Genomic DNA, 15,631 nt, shown 5'->3' with positions numbered 1-15,631 from the left:
TTCACAGGCCACCACCGAATCCACCCACGATCAGCCAAAACTCCAAACCTCAGCGAACATGTAGCAACCATCCTGCCGCACGTATTCGGATGGTCGCAGACGCCCGTGTTCCGCGATCCGCATGACCGCGACGATCTGCGTCCGGGCAGTCCATGGCCGGACCAGACGAGCGCCCCGCCCGCGATCGGGTGGGGCGCTCGTATTTGGTGTGCGGCAGTGCTGTTGGTTATTTTGCGGGTGGGGTGAAGGGCTGGTTGACGGTGGTGAGGTACTGGAGAGAGGCGCCGATGGCGACCGGGGCGGTCACGAGGATCTGGCCTGCGAGTACGCCTAGTGCGCCGATGGCGACGATGCCGCCCAGGCAGCCGACGGCGGCGGCGGGGATGAACGGACCGAATAGGCCGACGATGGTGGCCGAGGCGACGGTTGCACCGGCGATACCGCCGAGTACGCAGCCGATTGCGCCGCCGCCGATACCACCGACCAGGGTGCCGATGGTGGCGCCCATGCCGATGGTGCTGGTCATGCGGGACCAGGCGGCCTGTTCGCGATCATATTCGGTCTTCCAGGGCGCCTTGTCCTCATACGGCAGTGCGACCGGCTTGTAGGTCGCGCGCGCGATGTCGAGCTGCGGCGTGAGAGTTGCTGTGTTATCGGCGATTTCGGCTGCGACCGGGAATTCGAATTCGTCGACCCGGAAGGTGAGCGGCGTGCCCGCGACGGTTGTTCCGTTGGCGGCCTTGACCTTCAGCGCGCCCTCCTCGACGACCAGCGAACCGGAATCGGTGGTGATGATCGACTGGGTGTCGGTGGCCTGGGCGGTGAAGTTGATCGGGTCGGCGGCCTCGATCGGTTCGGCGGAGCTCGCGCCAGCGGCGATCCCCACCGCGGTCGTCATGAACGCGGCGGCCAAGGCGAACTTATTGATCTTCATGAGATGGTGAATCCTGTCTGTTCGAGGCATGGCGATACAACGGCCGTACCTCTGACGTTCGGTAGGTCGAATTGGTAACTGCCGGAGCCCCTCACGCCCCGGCAGTTCCAGTTGCTGCGTTCCGCGCGCTCTCGCCCGCCGCGCATGACCTGGCGGCGTGATGACACGTGCGCGGCACGTGAATCGGTGTGCGGGAACATCCCGCGGCACTAGGCCGTGGCGCGCTTGCCGACAACCAGGCCGACGATGATGTCGACGCCGAGGAAGGCGAGCAGGCTCAGCCCGACCAGCGGCACGAACCAGCCGACAACCAGCGCGGCCGCCACGATGGGCACCGCGAGCCACGGCGAGGTCTGGCGCAATGCGCCGCGACGTGGTGGCCGCCCGATGGCGAACCGCGCAGCACCGCGGGTCGGCCGACGCTTCCACCACATCAGGTAGCCGAGCACGAGCACGACGATCAGCCCGATCATCACCGCGAGCAGCAGCAACTGGTTGAGCAGCCCGAACATCAGGCCCATGTGGAATTGGATGCCCCAGTTGGTGAGCTTGGCCATGATCGGCCAGTCGGCGTAGGCGAGCTTGTCGGTGACCGCGCCGGTCGCACCGTCCACGGCGACGGCATCGACGGTGTAGGTGCCGGGCATGCGCCGTTCCTTCACCGCGAATGCGGCCCCAGGTTTGGCCGGAATGGCGATCTCGGAACCCTGGGTGACGCCATTGTCGCGGGCCGCCGCATAAACCCCGTCGAGCTGCGCGATCCGGGTCGGGACATCGACCGGCGCGGGCGTATGGCCGCCGCCGTGGTGCTCGCCGTCGGCGTGTTCCTGCGTGGCCGCACCCGGCAGTGCGGTGCTCACGGCAGGTGTGGTCCAGCTGAGCTGCTCGCGCAGTTCGTCGATGTTCTCACCGGCATAGGTCGACCAGGTCATCCCGGTCGCCGACAGCAGCAGGATCACCGGCATGATCCAAATACCAACGGCCCCATGCCAATTCATCGAACGACCGCGACCCTTTTGGGAACCGTCCGGTGCCAGCAGCCAGGCGGCGGAGTTGCGGTTGCGGCGTCCGCGCACCCGACGGATCCACAGCACCAGTCCGGCCAGCGCCACGACCCACAGCCAAGAGGCGGCGAGTTCGCTGTAGATGCGTCCCGGCTCGCCCAGGTGCAGATCCCGATGCAGCCTATCGATCCAAGTGCGCATCGGAAGCGCACCCGAACTGCCGTAGACCACATCGCTGCCGACCGGCTGCGCGGTATACGGATTCACGAATACCGCGCGCCGTTCGGACTCGCCGAGCGACGGGTCGTCGAACAGTACGCGGGTGGTGTCGTCGGCCTCGGGTGCTGGCGCCACCGCGACCAGCTTCAGATTCGGCTGGGTGGCGACGGCCGCGGTGACCTGTTCGGACAGCGGCCGCATCTCGCCGTTCGTCTCGACCTTCAACAGGTCGTGCGAGGTAATCGATTCCAGGGTCGGGGAGATGGCGTAGAGCGCTCCGGTGACCGCTGCGATCAGGATGAACGGTGCGACGAAGATGCCCGCATAGAAATGCAACCGCATCGCGAGTGGATAGAGGCCGTTGCGCGACCGTATTTCCTTTGCCGGAGCCGACGATTCGGCATCCGGCGGACTGGTGTCGGTAATACTCATGGTTATTCGTTTCTGGAGTTCGGAAGAACCCGGGAATGGTCGGGCGCGCGACAACGCGATTCGCGAGAAATTCGCATGACGCTGCGAAATCTCACCAGCGAAAGATGTTGCGCGAAAACGACGCCGCACGAGCCGAGCCCATGCACCGGGTACGGAAAATCAGCTACCGAACGCCAGCGGCGGACCGCGGGTGCGCAGCGATTCCGCGGCGAATATGCGTAGAATCACACGATCGCGATGCGTCAGGCGCAGCGGCACCGGCCCGGGTATCGCGGGCGGGTGATACCGCATCGGCAGCACCCGCGACAGCACCGCACAACCGATCCGATACGCGGTCTCCGCACCTCGGATCACCACCGCCGCGAGCATGGCCGCGACGAGGTGCGCGGCGACCATACCGGGCGTGAGCTGGGCATCGCCGTGATGCATATGCCCCGAACCCCAGCCCATGGTGATGTGCCCGAGCAGCTGACCTGCGACGAGCACCGAGATCAGCCCGATCGAGGTATCGCGCAGCGGTGCGAGCCCGGCGACCAGTGTGCCGACAACAGCGGAAGCGGCAACGAGGAGCGCGAGCGTGGTACTGCTCGGCGGCATCCCATCGGCGGCCCACCCGTGTGCCGCAACGGATATGGCACCGGAGATCGAACCGGCGCATGCGCCGCGCACCCGCGCGACGGCGCTGCGATGCCCCGCAGCGGCCGGGCCGAACTCGATACTCACGCGCTGATGATAACCGACGAATTACCCGCCGATTCCCACCCGAGCGGCAGCCGGGATGTATCGAGTTTCCAGCTGGAAGAAAAGCAAAAGCCGCACACCTGGCGAATTCGCAGGTGTGCGGCTCGGCCTCGAATCAGTTCGCGTCGATTTCCATCTCGATCAACGGCTTGCGCAGCAACTTACCGGTCGCATTGCGCGGCAGCTCATCGAGGAAGACCACCTCGCGCGGCACCTTGTATCGCGCCAGATTCGCCTTGACGTAATCCTTGATCTCCTGCGCATCGCGCTTGGACTCCGGACCGGGAACGACGAAGGCGCGCAACCGCTTTCCGAATTCGCGATCGTCCACGCCGACCACCGCGGCCTCGAAGATATCGTCGCGGCCCGCGATCAGGTTCTCCACCTCCAGCGGGAAGACGTTCTCGCCGCCGGAGACGATCATGTCGTCGTCGCGGCCGTCGATGTAGAGCAGGCCGTCGGCATCGAAATGCCCGACGTCACCGCTGGACATCATGCCGTCCACGATCTCCTTGGTGCGGCCGTCGGTGTAGCCGGTGAAGGCGAAACCGTTGTCCACGAAGATGGTCCCGGTGACATTCGGCTCGGTGATCGGCTTGCGGTTCTCGTCCAGCAGCACGATCCGGATGCCGACCGGCGCCTTACCCGCGGTGGTCGGGGCCTTGCGCAGATCCTCCGGGGTCGCGACGGTCATGACCGCGCATTCGGTGGAGCCGTACAGGTTGTAGAGGCTGTCGCCGAAGTAGTCGAGGGTGCGGGTGACCACATCGGGTGCGATGGCCGAACCCGCCGCGAAGATCACCTTGATGGTGCGCGGGTCGTACTTGGCCAGTACCTCGTCGCCGAGATCGAGGATGCGCTGCAGCATGGTCGGCACCACGACCAGCGAATCCGCTTGGTACTGCTGGATATTCGCGAGCGTCTTCTCCGGATCGAACCGGCGCTGCTGGAAGATCACCCGGTTGCCGAGGGCAAGGCCCAGGGTGAACTGGGAAAGTCCGGTGCCGTGGAAGATCGGCGCGGCCATGATCATGGTCCCGTTATTGGGCAGCGGCACCCGATCGACGAACTGGGCCGAGGCGAACGGGCTGACCCGGTCGCGCGGCGCACCCTTCGGCGTGCCGGTGGTGCCGCTGGTCAGGATGACCATGCCGCCGGGCTTGACGGGCGCGGGCAGCGGCGCGGTGGAGCGGGCCTTGATCAGCGATTCGATGGTCGAGACCGACGGATCGACATTGTCCTTCTCGTCCACCCAGGTGAGCACCCGGGGGATCTCGGCCGGGATCGCGCTCATCAGGTCGAGGAATTCACTGTCGTGCAGTACGGCCTTGACGTTCTCGCGCGCGGCCACATCGGCGAACTGCGGTTTCGCGAAGCCGGTATTCATCAGCACCGTGCGCACGCCGAGTTTGCCGGTCGCGAGCAGGCTCAGCACCATGCCGCGATGGTCGCGCGCCAGCAGCGCGACGACGTCACCAGGCTTGATTCCCTGCGCTTCGAGCCCGCGAGCCAGGGCGCTGGACTGCTCGTTGAGCTCGCCGAAGCTCACCTCGCCGCGCTCGTCGACGATGGCCGCCGATTCCGGTCTGGTCTGCGCCGCGTGCATGACGACACCGGCGAACGGGCCGAATTTGAGCACATTGAACGCGGACCGTGCCGCGTGATCGGGTCGGAGCGGATTGAACAAGCGCCGCTTGACCATGACATTCACGCCCTGGGCGAAATCGCCCGCCTTCCGGACGGAGTCATTGAGCGCAGGCAGGGATAGGGACATTCGTCAACGCCTTCCGCGGTCCACCCACCGGGACCGGGGGTGGTGTGGACCGCAACTTCGAGATCCAGTGCTGCCGCTAACAATAGCAAGCATCTGTGACTCGCTGTGTCACGTATCTCAGTTGTCCCTAGGGCCCCCGGCCTAAGCGTTGACTTCGTACTCCACGAGCACCCGACGCAGCAGTTTGCCGGTGGGGTTGCGGGGCAGATCGTCGAGGAATATCACCTCGCGCGGTACCTTGTAGCGGGCCAGATTCTCCTTGACGTAGGCCTTGATCTCCTCGCCGTCGGGGGAGTGACCGGCCTCGGGGACCACGAAGGCGCGCAGGCGCTTGCCGAATTCCACGTCGTCGACGCCGACGACGGCCGCATCGAATACGTCCGGCCGCTCCAGCAGCAGGTTCTCGACTTCCTGCGGGAAGACGTTCTCGCCGCCGGAGACGATCATGTCGTCATCGCGGCCGTCCACCATCAGCAGGCCGTGCCCGTCGAAGTGGCCGACATCGCCGCTGGACATATAGCCGTCGATGATCTGCTTATGCCTGCCGTCGGTGTAGCCCTCGAACGGCGCACCGCTGCGGATGAAGATGCGCGCGGTGGTGTTGATCGCGTTGACCTGCTTGTCGTTGTCGTCGTAGAGCCGGACCTCGCAGGTGATCGGCGCGCGGCCGACGGTGCCCGGTGCGATGGCCAGATCGTCCGGGTTCGCGACGGTGGCGACGGCGCATTCGGTCGAGCCGTACAGGTTGTACAGGACCGGACCGAAGATCTGCGTGGCCTTGACGCACAACTCCGGCGAGAGCGCCGAACCCGCGAGCAGAATGCATTTCAGCGAGGTGGTGTCGTACTTGGCGCGGATCTCCGGAGCCAGTTCGGTCATCCGGTGCAGCATGGTCGGCACCGCGACCAGCATTTCGGCCTTGTGGTCGGCCACCAGCTTCAGTGTGGCCTCGGCGTCGAAACGGCGGCGCACCACCACCTTGTTGCTCATCGCGGAGGCCACCAGGTAGGTGCCGAGGCCGGTGCTGTGGAAGATCGGCGACACGATGACCTGAGTTCCCCTGACCGGGAACGGGATTCGGTCCACCATCTGCGCGGTGGCCAGCGGGGTCACCTTGCTGCGCGGTGCGCCCTTCGGCAGGCCGGTGGTGCCGCTGGTGAGGATGACGAAGCCGCCGGGCTTGGACGGTGCGGGCAGGTCCGCGGTCGAGTTGGCGGCGATGAGATCGTCGAGAGTCTGTGCGCCCTCGGGCAATTCGGTGCCCTCGTCGACCCAGGTCAGGTAGCGCGGCAGATTCGGCGGCAATGCGTCGAGCAGGCCAAGGAACTCGCTGTCGTGCAGGACGGCCTTGACCTTCTCACGCTCGCAGACCTCGGCGAACTGCGGTTTGGCGAAGCCGGTATTCATCAGCGCGACCCGCACGCCGAGCTTGCCCGCCGCGGCCATGGCCAGAATGAGACCGCGATGGTCGCGGGCAAGCACACCGACCACGGACCCCTCGGTCAGATTCGCCTGTCGCAGCCCACGCGCGATCGCGGTCGACTGCTCGTCCAATTGCCGGTAGGTCAGTTCGCCGCGCTCGTCGACCAGCCCCGGGGCATCGGGCACGATGCGGGCCGAATGCCGGATCAAGGTCGCCTGCGGCCCGTAGACCCGCGATTCCTTCACCGTCCGCAAGGTTTCCAGCGGCTTCTTGGGATCGCTGACCCCGCGTGCCCGCAGCACCCCGAATGCCTTCACAACCTCCAGCGCATGCGCCAACTTCATCGTCGACCACCTCTACCAGCAACTCGCGTCGGCACTCGCCCAAGCGATCTGAACAATCGTTCTGTCTGACCAACCGTATCAGCGCTATGACTCACATCACATCCAAAGAGGCTCCCGCCACCGGTTCCGCCTGGTCTTGATCATCTGCGCGCGGTAGCCAGCGCGACGAGCAGCGGGACGACCCGATTCGGGGGGACTTCGAAGTGGCCGTGGCCCACGGTGTGCAGCCAGCCGGTCGCTGCTAGTTGACGGAGGTGGTGGTAGATCTCGCCGGAGGTGCCCACCTCGCCGAGGTTTGTGAGTTCGGCGGCGGTTCTGCTGCCCCGAAGGATCTCCCGAAGAATGCGCAGGCGGACCGGACTGCCGAGGGCGGCGAGGCATTCGGCGGCATCGTCCCAGTCGTAGCCGACGATGTCATCGGTGCTGAACTGGACCTGCCAGTCGAACTGTTCCGCGCTGGGTAGTACGCCCGAACCGGCGAACATCACCCCGCCATTGCGCTGGTCCGCATTCGCGAACTCCTCATGGAGCCGCCGCAGCGCCCACCCGCCCTGCGCGGCGGATCCACTCGCTTGCCCGCTGCCATCCTTGATGAGGTCCTTGGCCGCGAGTCGGCGTTCGAGCTTCGCTAGTCGGTCCTCCACGCTCACGAGCGCAAACATACGGAGTTACGTAATTGCTGGCAATGGTTAGTCGATGCGACGCAAAAGCCCGGCACGGAAATCCGTGCCGGGCTCGCGTGCCGGACAGTCAGTTGTAGATCGATCCGAAGGACGGGACCGAGATGGTTGCGAGTTTGTACTGGAAACCGTCCGGGTTGGCGTCGCTGACCGGGACGGGCCAGCGGTGCAACAGGGTGCCGTAGACCGCGCCGACGATGACGCCGCCACCGGTGTCGATCGGGCGGGTGCGGATGGTGGTGTCGACCGCGGCATCGTTGTGCTCGGAGAGCACCTCGGTGCCGCTGCGGCCGTTGGACAGATTGATCCACAGGACCTCGAGCCTGGCCCCGGCCTGATTCGGTGCGATCGTGCCCGGCCCGCCGAAGAATCCGAATCGCAACCCGTCGTAACCGAGGGCGATGCCGGACCCGTAGACGCCCGGCCCGTCACCGCGTCCGATATCGGATTGCGCCGGGATCTGGAACGGCTGTGCGGGCACTGCCACCTGGGTGGCGACCTGCCCGGATGCCACCAGCCGGTCCACGGCCTGTTCGGCGGCGGGATTGCCGCCGGCGGCCTTGCGCAATTGCTGCGTGGCCGTATTCCAGTCGATCGTCGTCGGCTCGGCCGCGGCATGACCCGCGAATACGGCGACGAATGCGGTGGTTGCCGCGATTGCGGCGGTGAAGCGACGTATCAAACCCAGCCTGTGCATAACCAGTCTCCTGTGGGGGTTCTTGGTACTGCTCGTGGAATTCGTCCGCTGAATCTCAGCTCGCCAAGATACCGTGTGCCACTTCACCGATTGCGGTGGGTGCCTCGAACCCGTTGTGGATAGAAAAACCGGTGCGAGTCACTCGCACCGGTTTCCCTTGTAGCACTTACTAGTTCGGCATCACTTCAGCTCGGCGCTGGTCTTGCCGAGGATGCGGCGCGCCACGATGAGCTGCTGGATCTGCTGGGTGCCTTCGAAGATGTCGAGGATTTTGGAGTCACGGCCCCACTTTTCGAGCAGTGTGCGCTGGGAGTAGCCGATGGTGCCCGCGAGTTCGACGGCCTTGAGGGTGATGTCGGTGCCGGTGCGGCCCGCCTTCGCCTTGGACATCGAGGCTTCCAGGGAGTTCGGCTTCTTGTTGTCCGCCATCCACGCCGCGCGCAGCGACAGTAGGTACGCGGCCTCGTAATCGGCCTCCATCCGCAGGAATTCGGCGGCGGCCGCGGGCTGGTTATTGGCCGGGATGTCGTAGGACGGCTCGATGCCCGCATCCTTCAGGATGGCCCGCAGCTCCTCCAGCGCCGCCCGCGCGACACCGACCGCCATCGCGGCTACGAGGGGCCGGGTGTTGTCGAAGGTCTGCATGACCCCGGCAAAACCCTTCTCCACGTTGACTTCCGGGCTGCCGAGAATGTTGTCCTTCGGAATCCGGCAGTCCTGCAACAGCAGTACCGCGGTATCGGAGGCCTTGATGCCGAGCTTGTGCTCGAGCCGGGCCACCGAAAGACCGGGAGCGTCGCGCGGCACGACGAACGACTTGATCGCCGCGCGGCCGAGGCTGCGGTCCACCGAGGCCCACACCACGATGTGGGTGGAGCGCTGACCGGCGGTCACGAAGATCTTCTCGCCGTTGAGCACCCATTCGTCGCCGTCGAGTACGGCGGTGGTGGTGACGGCGGCCGAATCGGAACCGAAGGACGGTTCGGTGATCGCCATCGAGGCCCACACCTTGCCGAACCGCTTCAGCTGTTCATCGGTGGCAACGGCCGCGATGGCCGCGTTGCCCAGCCCCTGATAGGGAATCGACAGCATCAGGCCGACGTCGCCCCACGAGGTCTCCAGCGCGTTCAGCAGCGCGGACATATTGCCGCCGTTGGTGTTTCCGAGCAGTTCGGTGGCGTGCTCGTCCCCGTCGGAACGGCCACCGGCCGCGCCGCCGATCTTCTGGGTGCCGGAGTCGGCGAGGCCTTCGACCATGGCGGCCATGGTGTCCAGCTCGACCGGGTAGTCGTGTTCACCGAGGTCGTACTTGCGCGAGATCGGCCGGAAGATTTCCTGGGCGACCTGATGGGCCTGGTTGGCACTGGCCCGCAGCTTCTTGGGGAGTTCGAGATTGATCATGGTGATGTCTCCTGGAAGTAAGGAACCAGCCGGTCAGACGAGCACGACACCTTCGGCGACGCCGATGGCCCGCAGATCGCGGTACCAGCGCTCGACCGGGTGTTCCTTGGTGAAGCCGTGGCCGCCGAGCAACTGCACGCCGTCGAGACCGATCTGCATGCCCTTGTCGGTGGCGAGCTTGCGGGCCAGTGCCGCCTCGCGGGCGTAGGAAAGCCCCTGCTCCGCACGTGACGCACCCCGCAGGGTCACGAGTCGCAGGCCGTCCAGTTCGATTGCCATATTCGCGACCATGAACGCCACCGCCTGCCGGTGCGAGATCGGCTCGCCGAATGCCTCGCGCTCGTTCACATACGGAATCACGTAATCGAGCACGGCCTGTCCGGTACCGATGGCCAGCGAGGCCCAGCCGAGACGGGCCAGACGCACCGCGTCGGCGTATTCCTCGGCGCGGGTCTTGGCATCGCCGTCGCCGAGGATGGCGTCCGTGCCGACCGCGACATCGTTGAGCAGCAGGCGACCGAGACCGGCGGCACGCAGACCCATGCTCGGATCGGCCTCCACGACCAGACCCTTGCTGTCCGACGGCACGATGAACAGGGCGGGGCGGCCGTCGAGCTCGGCGGCCACGATGAATAGTTCGGCATCACCGGCGGCCGGGACCAGGCTCTTCACGCCGTTGAGGCGGTAGCCGCTGGGGGCGCGGGTGGCCTTGGTCTGCAGGGCGAACGGGTCGAACAGCGCGCGCGGCTCGTTGATCACGACCGAGGCCTGCGGCACATTCTCGCCGGTGAAGGCGGGCAGGTAGGTCTGCTGCTGTGCGTCGGTACCCCACTGGGACAGGGCGACCGCGACACCGCTCGGCGCGAGAATCGGCAGGGCCAAACCCATATCACCGTGTGCGAGCGCCTCGGCGACGAGCGAGTTGGTGACCGCGCCGCGCTCGGCGGCCGCGCCTTCCAGCTCCTCGGGCACATTGATCAGGGTGATGCCGAGTTCGGCGGCGCGCTCGAGCAGGTCGCGCGGGGCCTTGGCGGCGTTATCGGCCTCGTAGGCGGCCGGGCGCAGGATCTCGGCGGCGAATTCCTTCACCGTCTCGACGATCATCTGCTGCTCGTCGCTCGGGGTCAGGTCGAAGAAGTCCCTTTTCTTGGACTCGTTGTCCGCCAAGCGTTTCGGCGCACCGCCACCGGCGACCTTGCCGAATGCGCGAGTGGCGGCACCGAGGGTGCGGAAACCGGTCTTGGTGCCTTCGTAGGTGACCCGCTCGATCGGCTTGCGCAGGTTGTACTTCTCGGCGAGCTCCGACCCGGTAATGGTCGTCATCACCCGCATTGCCGCGCCCATCCAGTCCCGTTTGGGGTGGTTCAGGCCGACCGCGGACGTGTCTGGACTTCGCTTCGTTGCGCTGTCTCGAGTGCTCATCATCACCTGTTTTCCTCGGATGGGTGGGGTGAGGTCTGGTCCCAGCTATCTTACTCCTGAGTAAGGCTATCTTACTCCAGAGTAAGAAGTGCGTCGAGCTGCAGCATACGCCGCCGAACTGTGTCAGGCTGGACGAGTGCCCAAAGTCGTCGGACGACCGTTGTCCGTCGTCGCTGCGCTGTTCGCCGCACTACTCACCGCATTCGCCACGCGCTACGGCTATCACCGGGACGAGCTGTACTTTCTGGCGGCGGGCCGGCATCCGGACTGGGGCTACCCGGATCAGCCGCCATGGACTCCGCTACTGGCCCGCGCGATGTCCGCAATCGATGCCGACTCGTTACTGCTACTGCGACTTCCGTCGATCTCGGCGGCGACATTCGTTGTCGTCGCCGCGGGGTTGATGGCGCGCGAGCTCGGCGGTGGGCGCGGGGCGCAGGTGTTGGCGTCGGTTGCCGTCGCGAGTGCGGCGATGGTGCTGGGGGTCGGTCATCTGCTGAGTACCGCGTCGTTCGATATGGCGGCGTGGGTGTTGATTTGCCTGCTGGTGCTGGGGCTGCTGCGTGGTGCGGACGGGTGGGGTGCCGATCGGGTCGGGCCTGGCTCCGAAGCGGTTGGGGGTGGTCGTGCGGCGTCGGATGAGCGCGAGGGTGCGGGTGCTCGCGTGGGGCCAGATGGGCACGCGGGTGCCGGTGGGGTGGGGGCGCGGTGGTGGCTCGGGGTTGGGCTGGTTGTCGGGATCGGGTTGCAGAACAAGGTGCTGCTGATCTTTCCGGTGGCGGCGCTGGTGCTTGCGCTGGTTCTCGTCGGCCCGCGAAAGATATTCGCCACCAAGTACTTTCCGATGGCGGTCGGGTTGGCGGTGCTGATCTGGCTGCCATATCTGCTGTGGCAGTGGCGCAATGGTTGGCCACAGTGGGAGATGAGCCGGGCGATCGCGGGCGGGTCCTCCGGAACGTCGGATTCGCCGGTGATGTTCGTGCTGTCGCAATTCGGGCTGATGGGCCCATTGCTGGTGCCGCTGTGGGCACTCGGGCTCTGGCGACTGTGGCGAGATCCGCGTCGGCGCGCGTTTCCGGTCGCGTATGCGGTGCTCTTCGTGGTTTTCCTGGTCAGCGGTGGGAAGGCGTACTACCTCGGCGGGATGTACCCGATCCTGATGGCCGCCGGTGCGGTACCGGTCGCCACTTGGCTGGGGCGTCGGCGAATCCGCTGGGCAGCAGTGGGTTCGGTCATCGCGCTGAATGCGATCGTCTCCGCGGTGCTGTTCCTGCCGGTGCTGCCCGTGGCGGTACTGAAGGATTCGCCGGTCCTCGCGATCAACTACGACGCGGGCGAAACCATCGGCTGGCCGCAATTCGTGCGTCGAATCGCCGAGGTGCGCGCCCCACTCGGACCCGATGTCGCCATCCTTACCGACAACTATGGCGAGGCGGGCGCGATCGAACGCTTCGGCGGCGAGTACGGATTGCCGACTCCGCACAGCGGTCACAACTCCTACTGGTGGTGGGGCCCACCCAGCGATACGGCTACCGCGGTGATCACCGTCGGCTTCGATCGTGACCACCTGACCGGGTACTTCGCCGAAGTCGAACCCGCCGGTCACATCGACAACGGTCTCGGCATCGACAACGACGAACAGGGCCAACCGCTGTTCATCTGCCGCAAACCGCGAGCACCCCTCTCCGAAATGTGGCCTGCGGCGAAACATCTGAGCTGAGCGGTCCGGATAAGCCATCCATGAGCCCGACGGCAACGAAGACCGATCGACGCCTGTCTACACAGGTGCCGTCCACAGCACTCGGCCGTGTTTCCGCCGAGGCTGAATGCCGCAGTACTAGTAAGGAGATGTCATGGTTCTTCGCATTGTCGATCAGCTCGTCTCCGGGGTCCTCAATATGATCGCCACGCTGTTCGTTCCGTGAGTCGAGTCGCCCGGGGCGGACGGTCCGCCCCGGGCAACATTCCAGCGCGGCTGTTAGGTTGTGCCGCATGGCAAGACGGCCGCGTAGTCGGCGACTGAGGGCAACGCTGCTGACTGCGGCAATTACCGCGGGCATCGTGTCCGCAGGAACAGCCGGGGCGGAGACGCCTTCCGGGTCGTGTGCGGACGGCTGGGACGTTTCCACGATCGTCAGCGGGGTCGGCAATCTGGAGAATCTCGATACCGACGGGGCCGGCGGCTTCTATGTCACCGGAATCGTCGACGGGTACCTTGCCCATATCGATGCCGCAGGCAAGTTCGCGAAGCTGGTAACCGGTCTGGATCACCCGGCGGGTGTGCGGGTTGTCGGACGGTCCGTGTACTTCGTCACTGGCGACGGTGTGGCGGAGGCGCCGGGCACCTTGCGGCGCTATGACATCGACACCGGTGCGGTGACGATTCTGCTCACCGACCTGAACGGTCCGAACGGACTGCTCGAATTGCCCGACGGCGACCTCGTATTCGCCACCATCGGTATCAATGGGCCGCCGACCGGCATCTCGCGGTATCGGCCCTCGACGGGAGAGTACACGCGGACCTGGTCCAACGTGCCGTGGGCAAATGGGCTGGCGCTGGCCCCCGACGGCAAGTCGATCTACACCGACAATATGACCCTGCGCGTCTTCCGCGTCCCGCTCGACGATCCCGACAACGCGACGGTCGTCGCCGGTGCTCCCGATCTGGTTGCGCTGCTCGACGATATGGAAGCGACCCGCGCGGGCCAACTCTTCGTCGCCGACCACATCCAGGGCGCGGTCTACCAGATCGACCCGGCCACCGGCGCGGGCTGCACGATCATCACCGGCCTGATCAAGCCCGGTCCGATGCGCAACCCGCCGGACGGCGCCACCTCCGTGCGGATCGCTCGCGACGGTGACGGGTGGGCACTGTTCGTCACGAGCATGGACGGAACCTTGCGTCGACTACGTCCGCCCGCGGGCATCGACCTGACGCCGGCCGATTCGAGACGATAGAAAGTTTCTCGAGGCTCAGTTCAACCGGGTAAGGACAGCGTCGTGGAGTAGGGAATTGGTGGCTATGGCGTCGCCGCCGTGGGGACCGGGGGTGCCGGCGAGGGAGGTGAAGCGGCCACCTGCTTCGCGGACGAGGATGTCGAGGGCGGCCAGGTCCCACAGGGAGACTTCGGGTTCGGTGGCGATATCGACCGCGCCCTCGGCGAGCAGGCAGTAGGTGAAGAAGTCGCCGTAGCCGCGGACCCGCCATACCGCGTCGGTGAGTTCGAGGAACTTCTCGCGCAGACCGCGGTCGCGCCAGCCTGACAGGCTGGAGAAGGCCAGGCTGGCCGAGCCGAGCTCACCGACCGCGGAGACCGAAATCGGTTTCGGCGCATCGGAATCGACGCCGGCCCAGGCGCCGGAACCGGCCGCCGCCCACCACCGTCGCCCCAATGCGGGTGCGCTCACCACGCCGACCACCGGAACGCCGTCCTCGAGCAGCGAGATCAGCGTCGCCCAAATCGGCACCCGGCGCACGAAGTTCTTGGTGCCATCGATCGGATCGATCACCCACTGCCGCCCGCTGAACTCGACGTCACCGCCGAACTCCTCACCGAGCACCGAATCCCCGGGCCGCTTCTGCCCGAGCACCTGGCGTATCGCCTTCTCCACCGCCAGATCCGCATCCGACACCGGTGTCAGATCCGGCTTGGCGTCGACCCGCAAATCCAACGCCCCGAACCGCGCCCGGGTAATCCCATCGGCCTCATCGGCCAATCGCAGCGCAAGTTCGAGATCGGAGGAGTAGTCAGCCACCCCCGAACCCTATCGCCCATCCCCTGTCCCGCCAGACGCATCCCCGCTGTCGCATGAGCAGTGCCCACCTCGCATAGGACCTACCTTGTGCGAGGCAGCCACGCGAGGTGCCCGCTATGCGGCGGCGGGGACGGAGCGGGCGGCGGCGAGGGCACTTGCCCACCAGTGGAGTTGGTCGAGCATGGACTGTGCGGCTGCGGCGGGTTCGGTCGGGTCGATGAGTTTGCCTTCGGCATCGAAGAGCAGGTAGTAGCGAGGGAAGCTGACGTAGTTGCGGACGGTGTGGGCATTGAGTTCGTTGAAGACCTGGCGCAGGTGTTCGATGGCGAGCAGGCCGCCGCTCGCGCCGCTGTAGCCGACGAAACCGATTGCCTTGCTGTCCCATTGGGTGAAGTGCCAGTCGATGGCTGCCTTCAGCGCGGCCGGGTAGCTGCGGTTGTAATCCGGAGTGAGGATCACGAATGCATCCGCTTCACCGAGCCGCCTGCTGAGGTCGGTCATCGTGGCCGGGCGCTCCGGGTCGGGGTCCAGCGCCGGGGGAACCGCCGGCAGTGCCAATGGCAGATCGGCCTCGGCCAGATCGATCAGGTCGATCTCGAACTGTCCGTGCCGGGTGGCCTCCTCGATGAACCAGTTGGCCACGGTCGGCGCGAAGCGTCCCTCCCGGACGCTGCCGATGATCACCGCGAGCTTCAAGGACATGGCGTTCTCCCTAAGTTCGTTGTTGTCTGGGGTTGGTGCCCTGGATGCCCAGAGCGGTGGGGTGTAGCTGATGGCTTTCTGCCTCGGTCGAGGCTCCGAAGG

13 protein-coding genes are annotated in these 15,631 nt (G+C 66.0%); 2 read left to right on the top strand and 11 right to left on the bottom strand.

What is annotated here, in order from left to right:
• Window positions 1-226: 226 nt before the first annotated feature.
• From ACZ60G_RS00065 to ACZ60G_RS00025, 9 genes are all read right to left on the bottom strand, one after another.
• On the bottom strand, window positions 227-934 hold the full coding sequence (locus ACZ60G_RS00065; protein ID WP_465805884.1) for a DUF8020 domain-containing protein: 708 nt from the start codon (window positions 932-934) through the stop codon (window positions 227-229).
• Window positions 935-1,143: 209 nt separating this feature from the next.
• Window positions 1,144-2,589 carry a PepSY-associated TM helix domain-containing protein gene (locus ACZ60G_RS00060; protein WP_465805882.1) on the bottom strand — a complete coding sequence of 482 codons (1,446 nt, stop codon included), beginning with the start codon at window positions 2,587-2,589 and terminating at the stop codon, window positions 1,144-1,146.
• 159 nt (window positions 2,590-2,748) lie between these two features.
• On the bottom strand, window positions 2,749-3,312 hold the full coding sequence (locus tag ACZ60G_RS00055; RefSeq protein ID WP_465805880.1) for a hypothetical protein: 564 nt from the start codon (window positions 3,310-3,312) through the stop codon (window positions 2,749-2,751).
• Window positions 3,313-3,445: 133 nt separating this feature from the next.
• Window positions 3,446-5,104, bottom strand: a complete 1,659-nt coding sequence (locus tag ACZ60G_RS00050; protein ID WP_465805878.1) for an acyl-CoA synthetase — start codon at window positions 5,102-5,104, stop codon at window positions 3,446-3,448.
• Window positions 5,105-5,245: 141 nt separating this feature from the next.
• The gene (locus ACZ60G_RS00045) at window positions 5,246-6,871 is read right to left on the bottom strand and encodes an acyl-CoA synthetase (protein WP_465805876.1); all 1,626 of its coding nucleotides are present in this window, start codon (window positions 6,869-6,871) and stop codon (window positions 5,246-5,248) included.
• Between the two features lie 140 nt (window positions 6,872-7,011).
• Complete coding sequence (locus tag ACZ60G_RS00040; RefSeq protein WP_465805874.1) at window positions 7,012-7,521, bottom strand: ArsR/SmtB family transcription factor; 510 nt, start codon at window positions 7,519-7,521, stop codon at window positions 7,012-7,014.
• 100 nt (window positions 7,522-7,621) lie between these two features.
• A complete protein-coding gene (locus tag ACZ60G_RS00035) occupies window positions 7,622-8,248 on the bottom strand; it encodes a hypothetical protein (RefSeq protein ID WP_465805872.1) in 627 nt (208 codons plus the stop codon).
• A gap of 180 nt (window positions 8,249-8,428) precedes the next feature.
• A complete protein-coding gene (locus tag ACZ60G_RS00030) occupies window positions 8,429-9,649 on the bottom strand; it encodes an acyl-CoA dehydrogenase family protein (RefSeq protein ID WP_387289806.1) in 1,221 nt (406 codons plus the stop codon).
• A 33-nt stretch (window positions 9,650-9,682) separates the two neighbouring features.
• Window positions 9,683-11,077 carry an acyl-CoA dehydrogenase family protein gene (locus ACZ60G_RS00025; protein WP_465805870.1) on the bottom strand — a complete coding sequence of 465 codons (1,395 nt, stop codon included), beginning with the start codon at window positions 11,075-11,077 and terminating at the stop codon, window positions 9,683-9,685.
• A gap of 130 nt (window positions 11,078-11,207) precedes the next feature.
• Here ACZ60G_RS00025 and ACZ60G_RS00020 point away from each other — a divergent pair, with 130 nt between their 5' ends.
• A complete protein-coding gene (locus ACZ60G_RS00020) occupies window positions 11,208-12,791 on the top strand; it encodes a glycosyltransferase family 39 protein (protein ID WP_465805868.1) in 1,584 nt (527 codons plus the stop codon).
• 341 nt (window positions 12,792-13,132) lie between these two features.
• Window positions 13,133-14,029, top strand: a complete 897-nt coding sequence (locus ACZ60G_RS00015; protein ID WP_465805866.1) for an SMP-30/gluconolactonase/LRE family protein — start codon at window positions 13,133-13,135, stop codon at window positions 14,027-14,029.
• A gap of 15 nt (window positions 14,030-14,044) precedes the next feature.
• Here the strand turns inward: ACZ60G_RS00015 and hisN are convergent, their stop codons facing one another.
• Both hisN and ACZ60G_RS00005 read right to left on the bottom strand, forming a co-directional pair.
• Entirely contained in the window at window positions 14,045-14,827 is a 783-nt protein-coding gene (hisN, locus tag ACZ60G_RS00010) for a histidinol-phosphatase (RefSeq protein ID WP_465805864.1), read from the bottom strand.
• Between the two features lie 114 nt (window positions 14,828-14,941).
• Window positions 14,942-15,631: NADPH-dependent FMN reductase (locus ACZ60G_RS00005; protein ID WP_465805862.1), on the bottom strand; the 690-nt coding region annotated here is incomplete at its 5' end.

It is taken from the genome of Nocardia sp. NPDC102475 (genome assembly GCF_055584605.1).
This window is presented reverse-complemented; position numbering and strand designations above follow the sequence as displayed.

Bases quoted from the DNA above. Each gene is read 5' to 3' on its own strand.
- ACZ60G_RS00045 (WP_465805876.1), bottom strand. From the start codon at position 6,871: ATGAAGTTGGCGCATGCGCTGGAGGTTGTGAAGGCATTCGGGGTGCTG.
- ACZ60G_RS00060 (WP_465805882.1), bottom strand. From the start codon at position 2,589: ATGAGTATTACCGACACCAGTCCGCCGGATGCCGAATCGTCGGCTCCG.
- ACZ60G_RS00065 (WP_465805884.1), bottom strand. From the start codon at position 934: ATGAAGATCAATAAGTTCGCCTTGGCCGCCGCGTTCATGACGACCGCG.
- ACZ60G_RS00050 (WP_465805878.1), bottom strand. From the start codon at position 5,104: ATGTCCCTATCCCTGCCTGCGCTCAATGACTCCGTCCGGAAGGCGGGC.
- ACZ60G_RS00030 (WP_387289806.1), bottom strand. From the start codon at position 9,649: ATGATCAATCTCGAACTCCCCAAGAAGCTGCGGGCCAGTGCCAACCAG.
- ACZ60G_RS00035 (WP_465805872.1), bottom strand. From the start codon at position 8,248: ATGCACAGGCTGGGTTTGATACGTCGCTTCACCGCCGCAATCGCGGCA.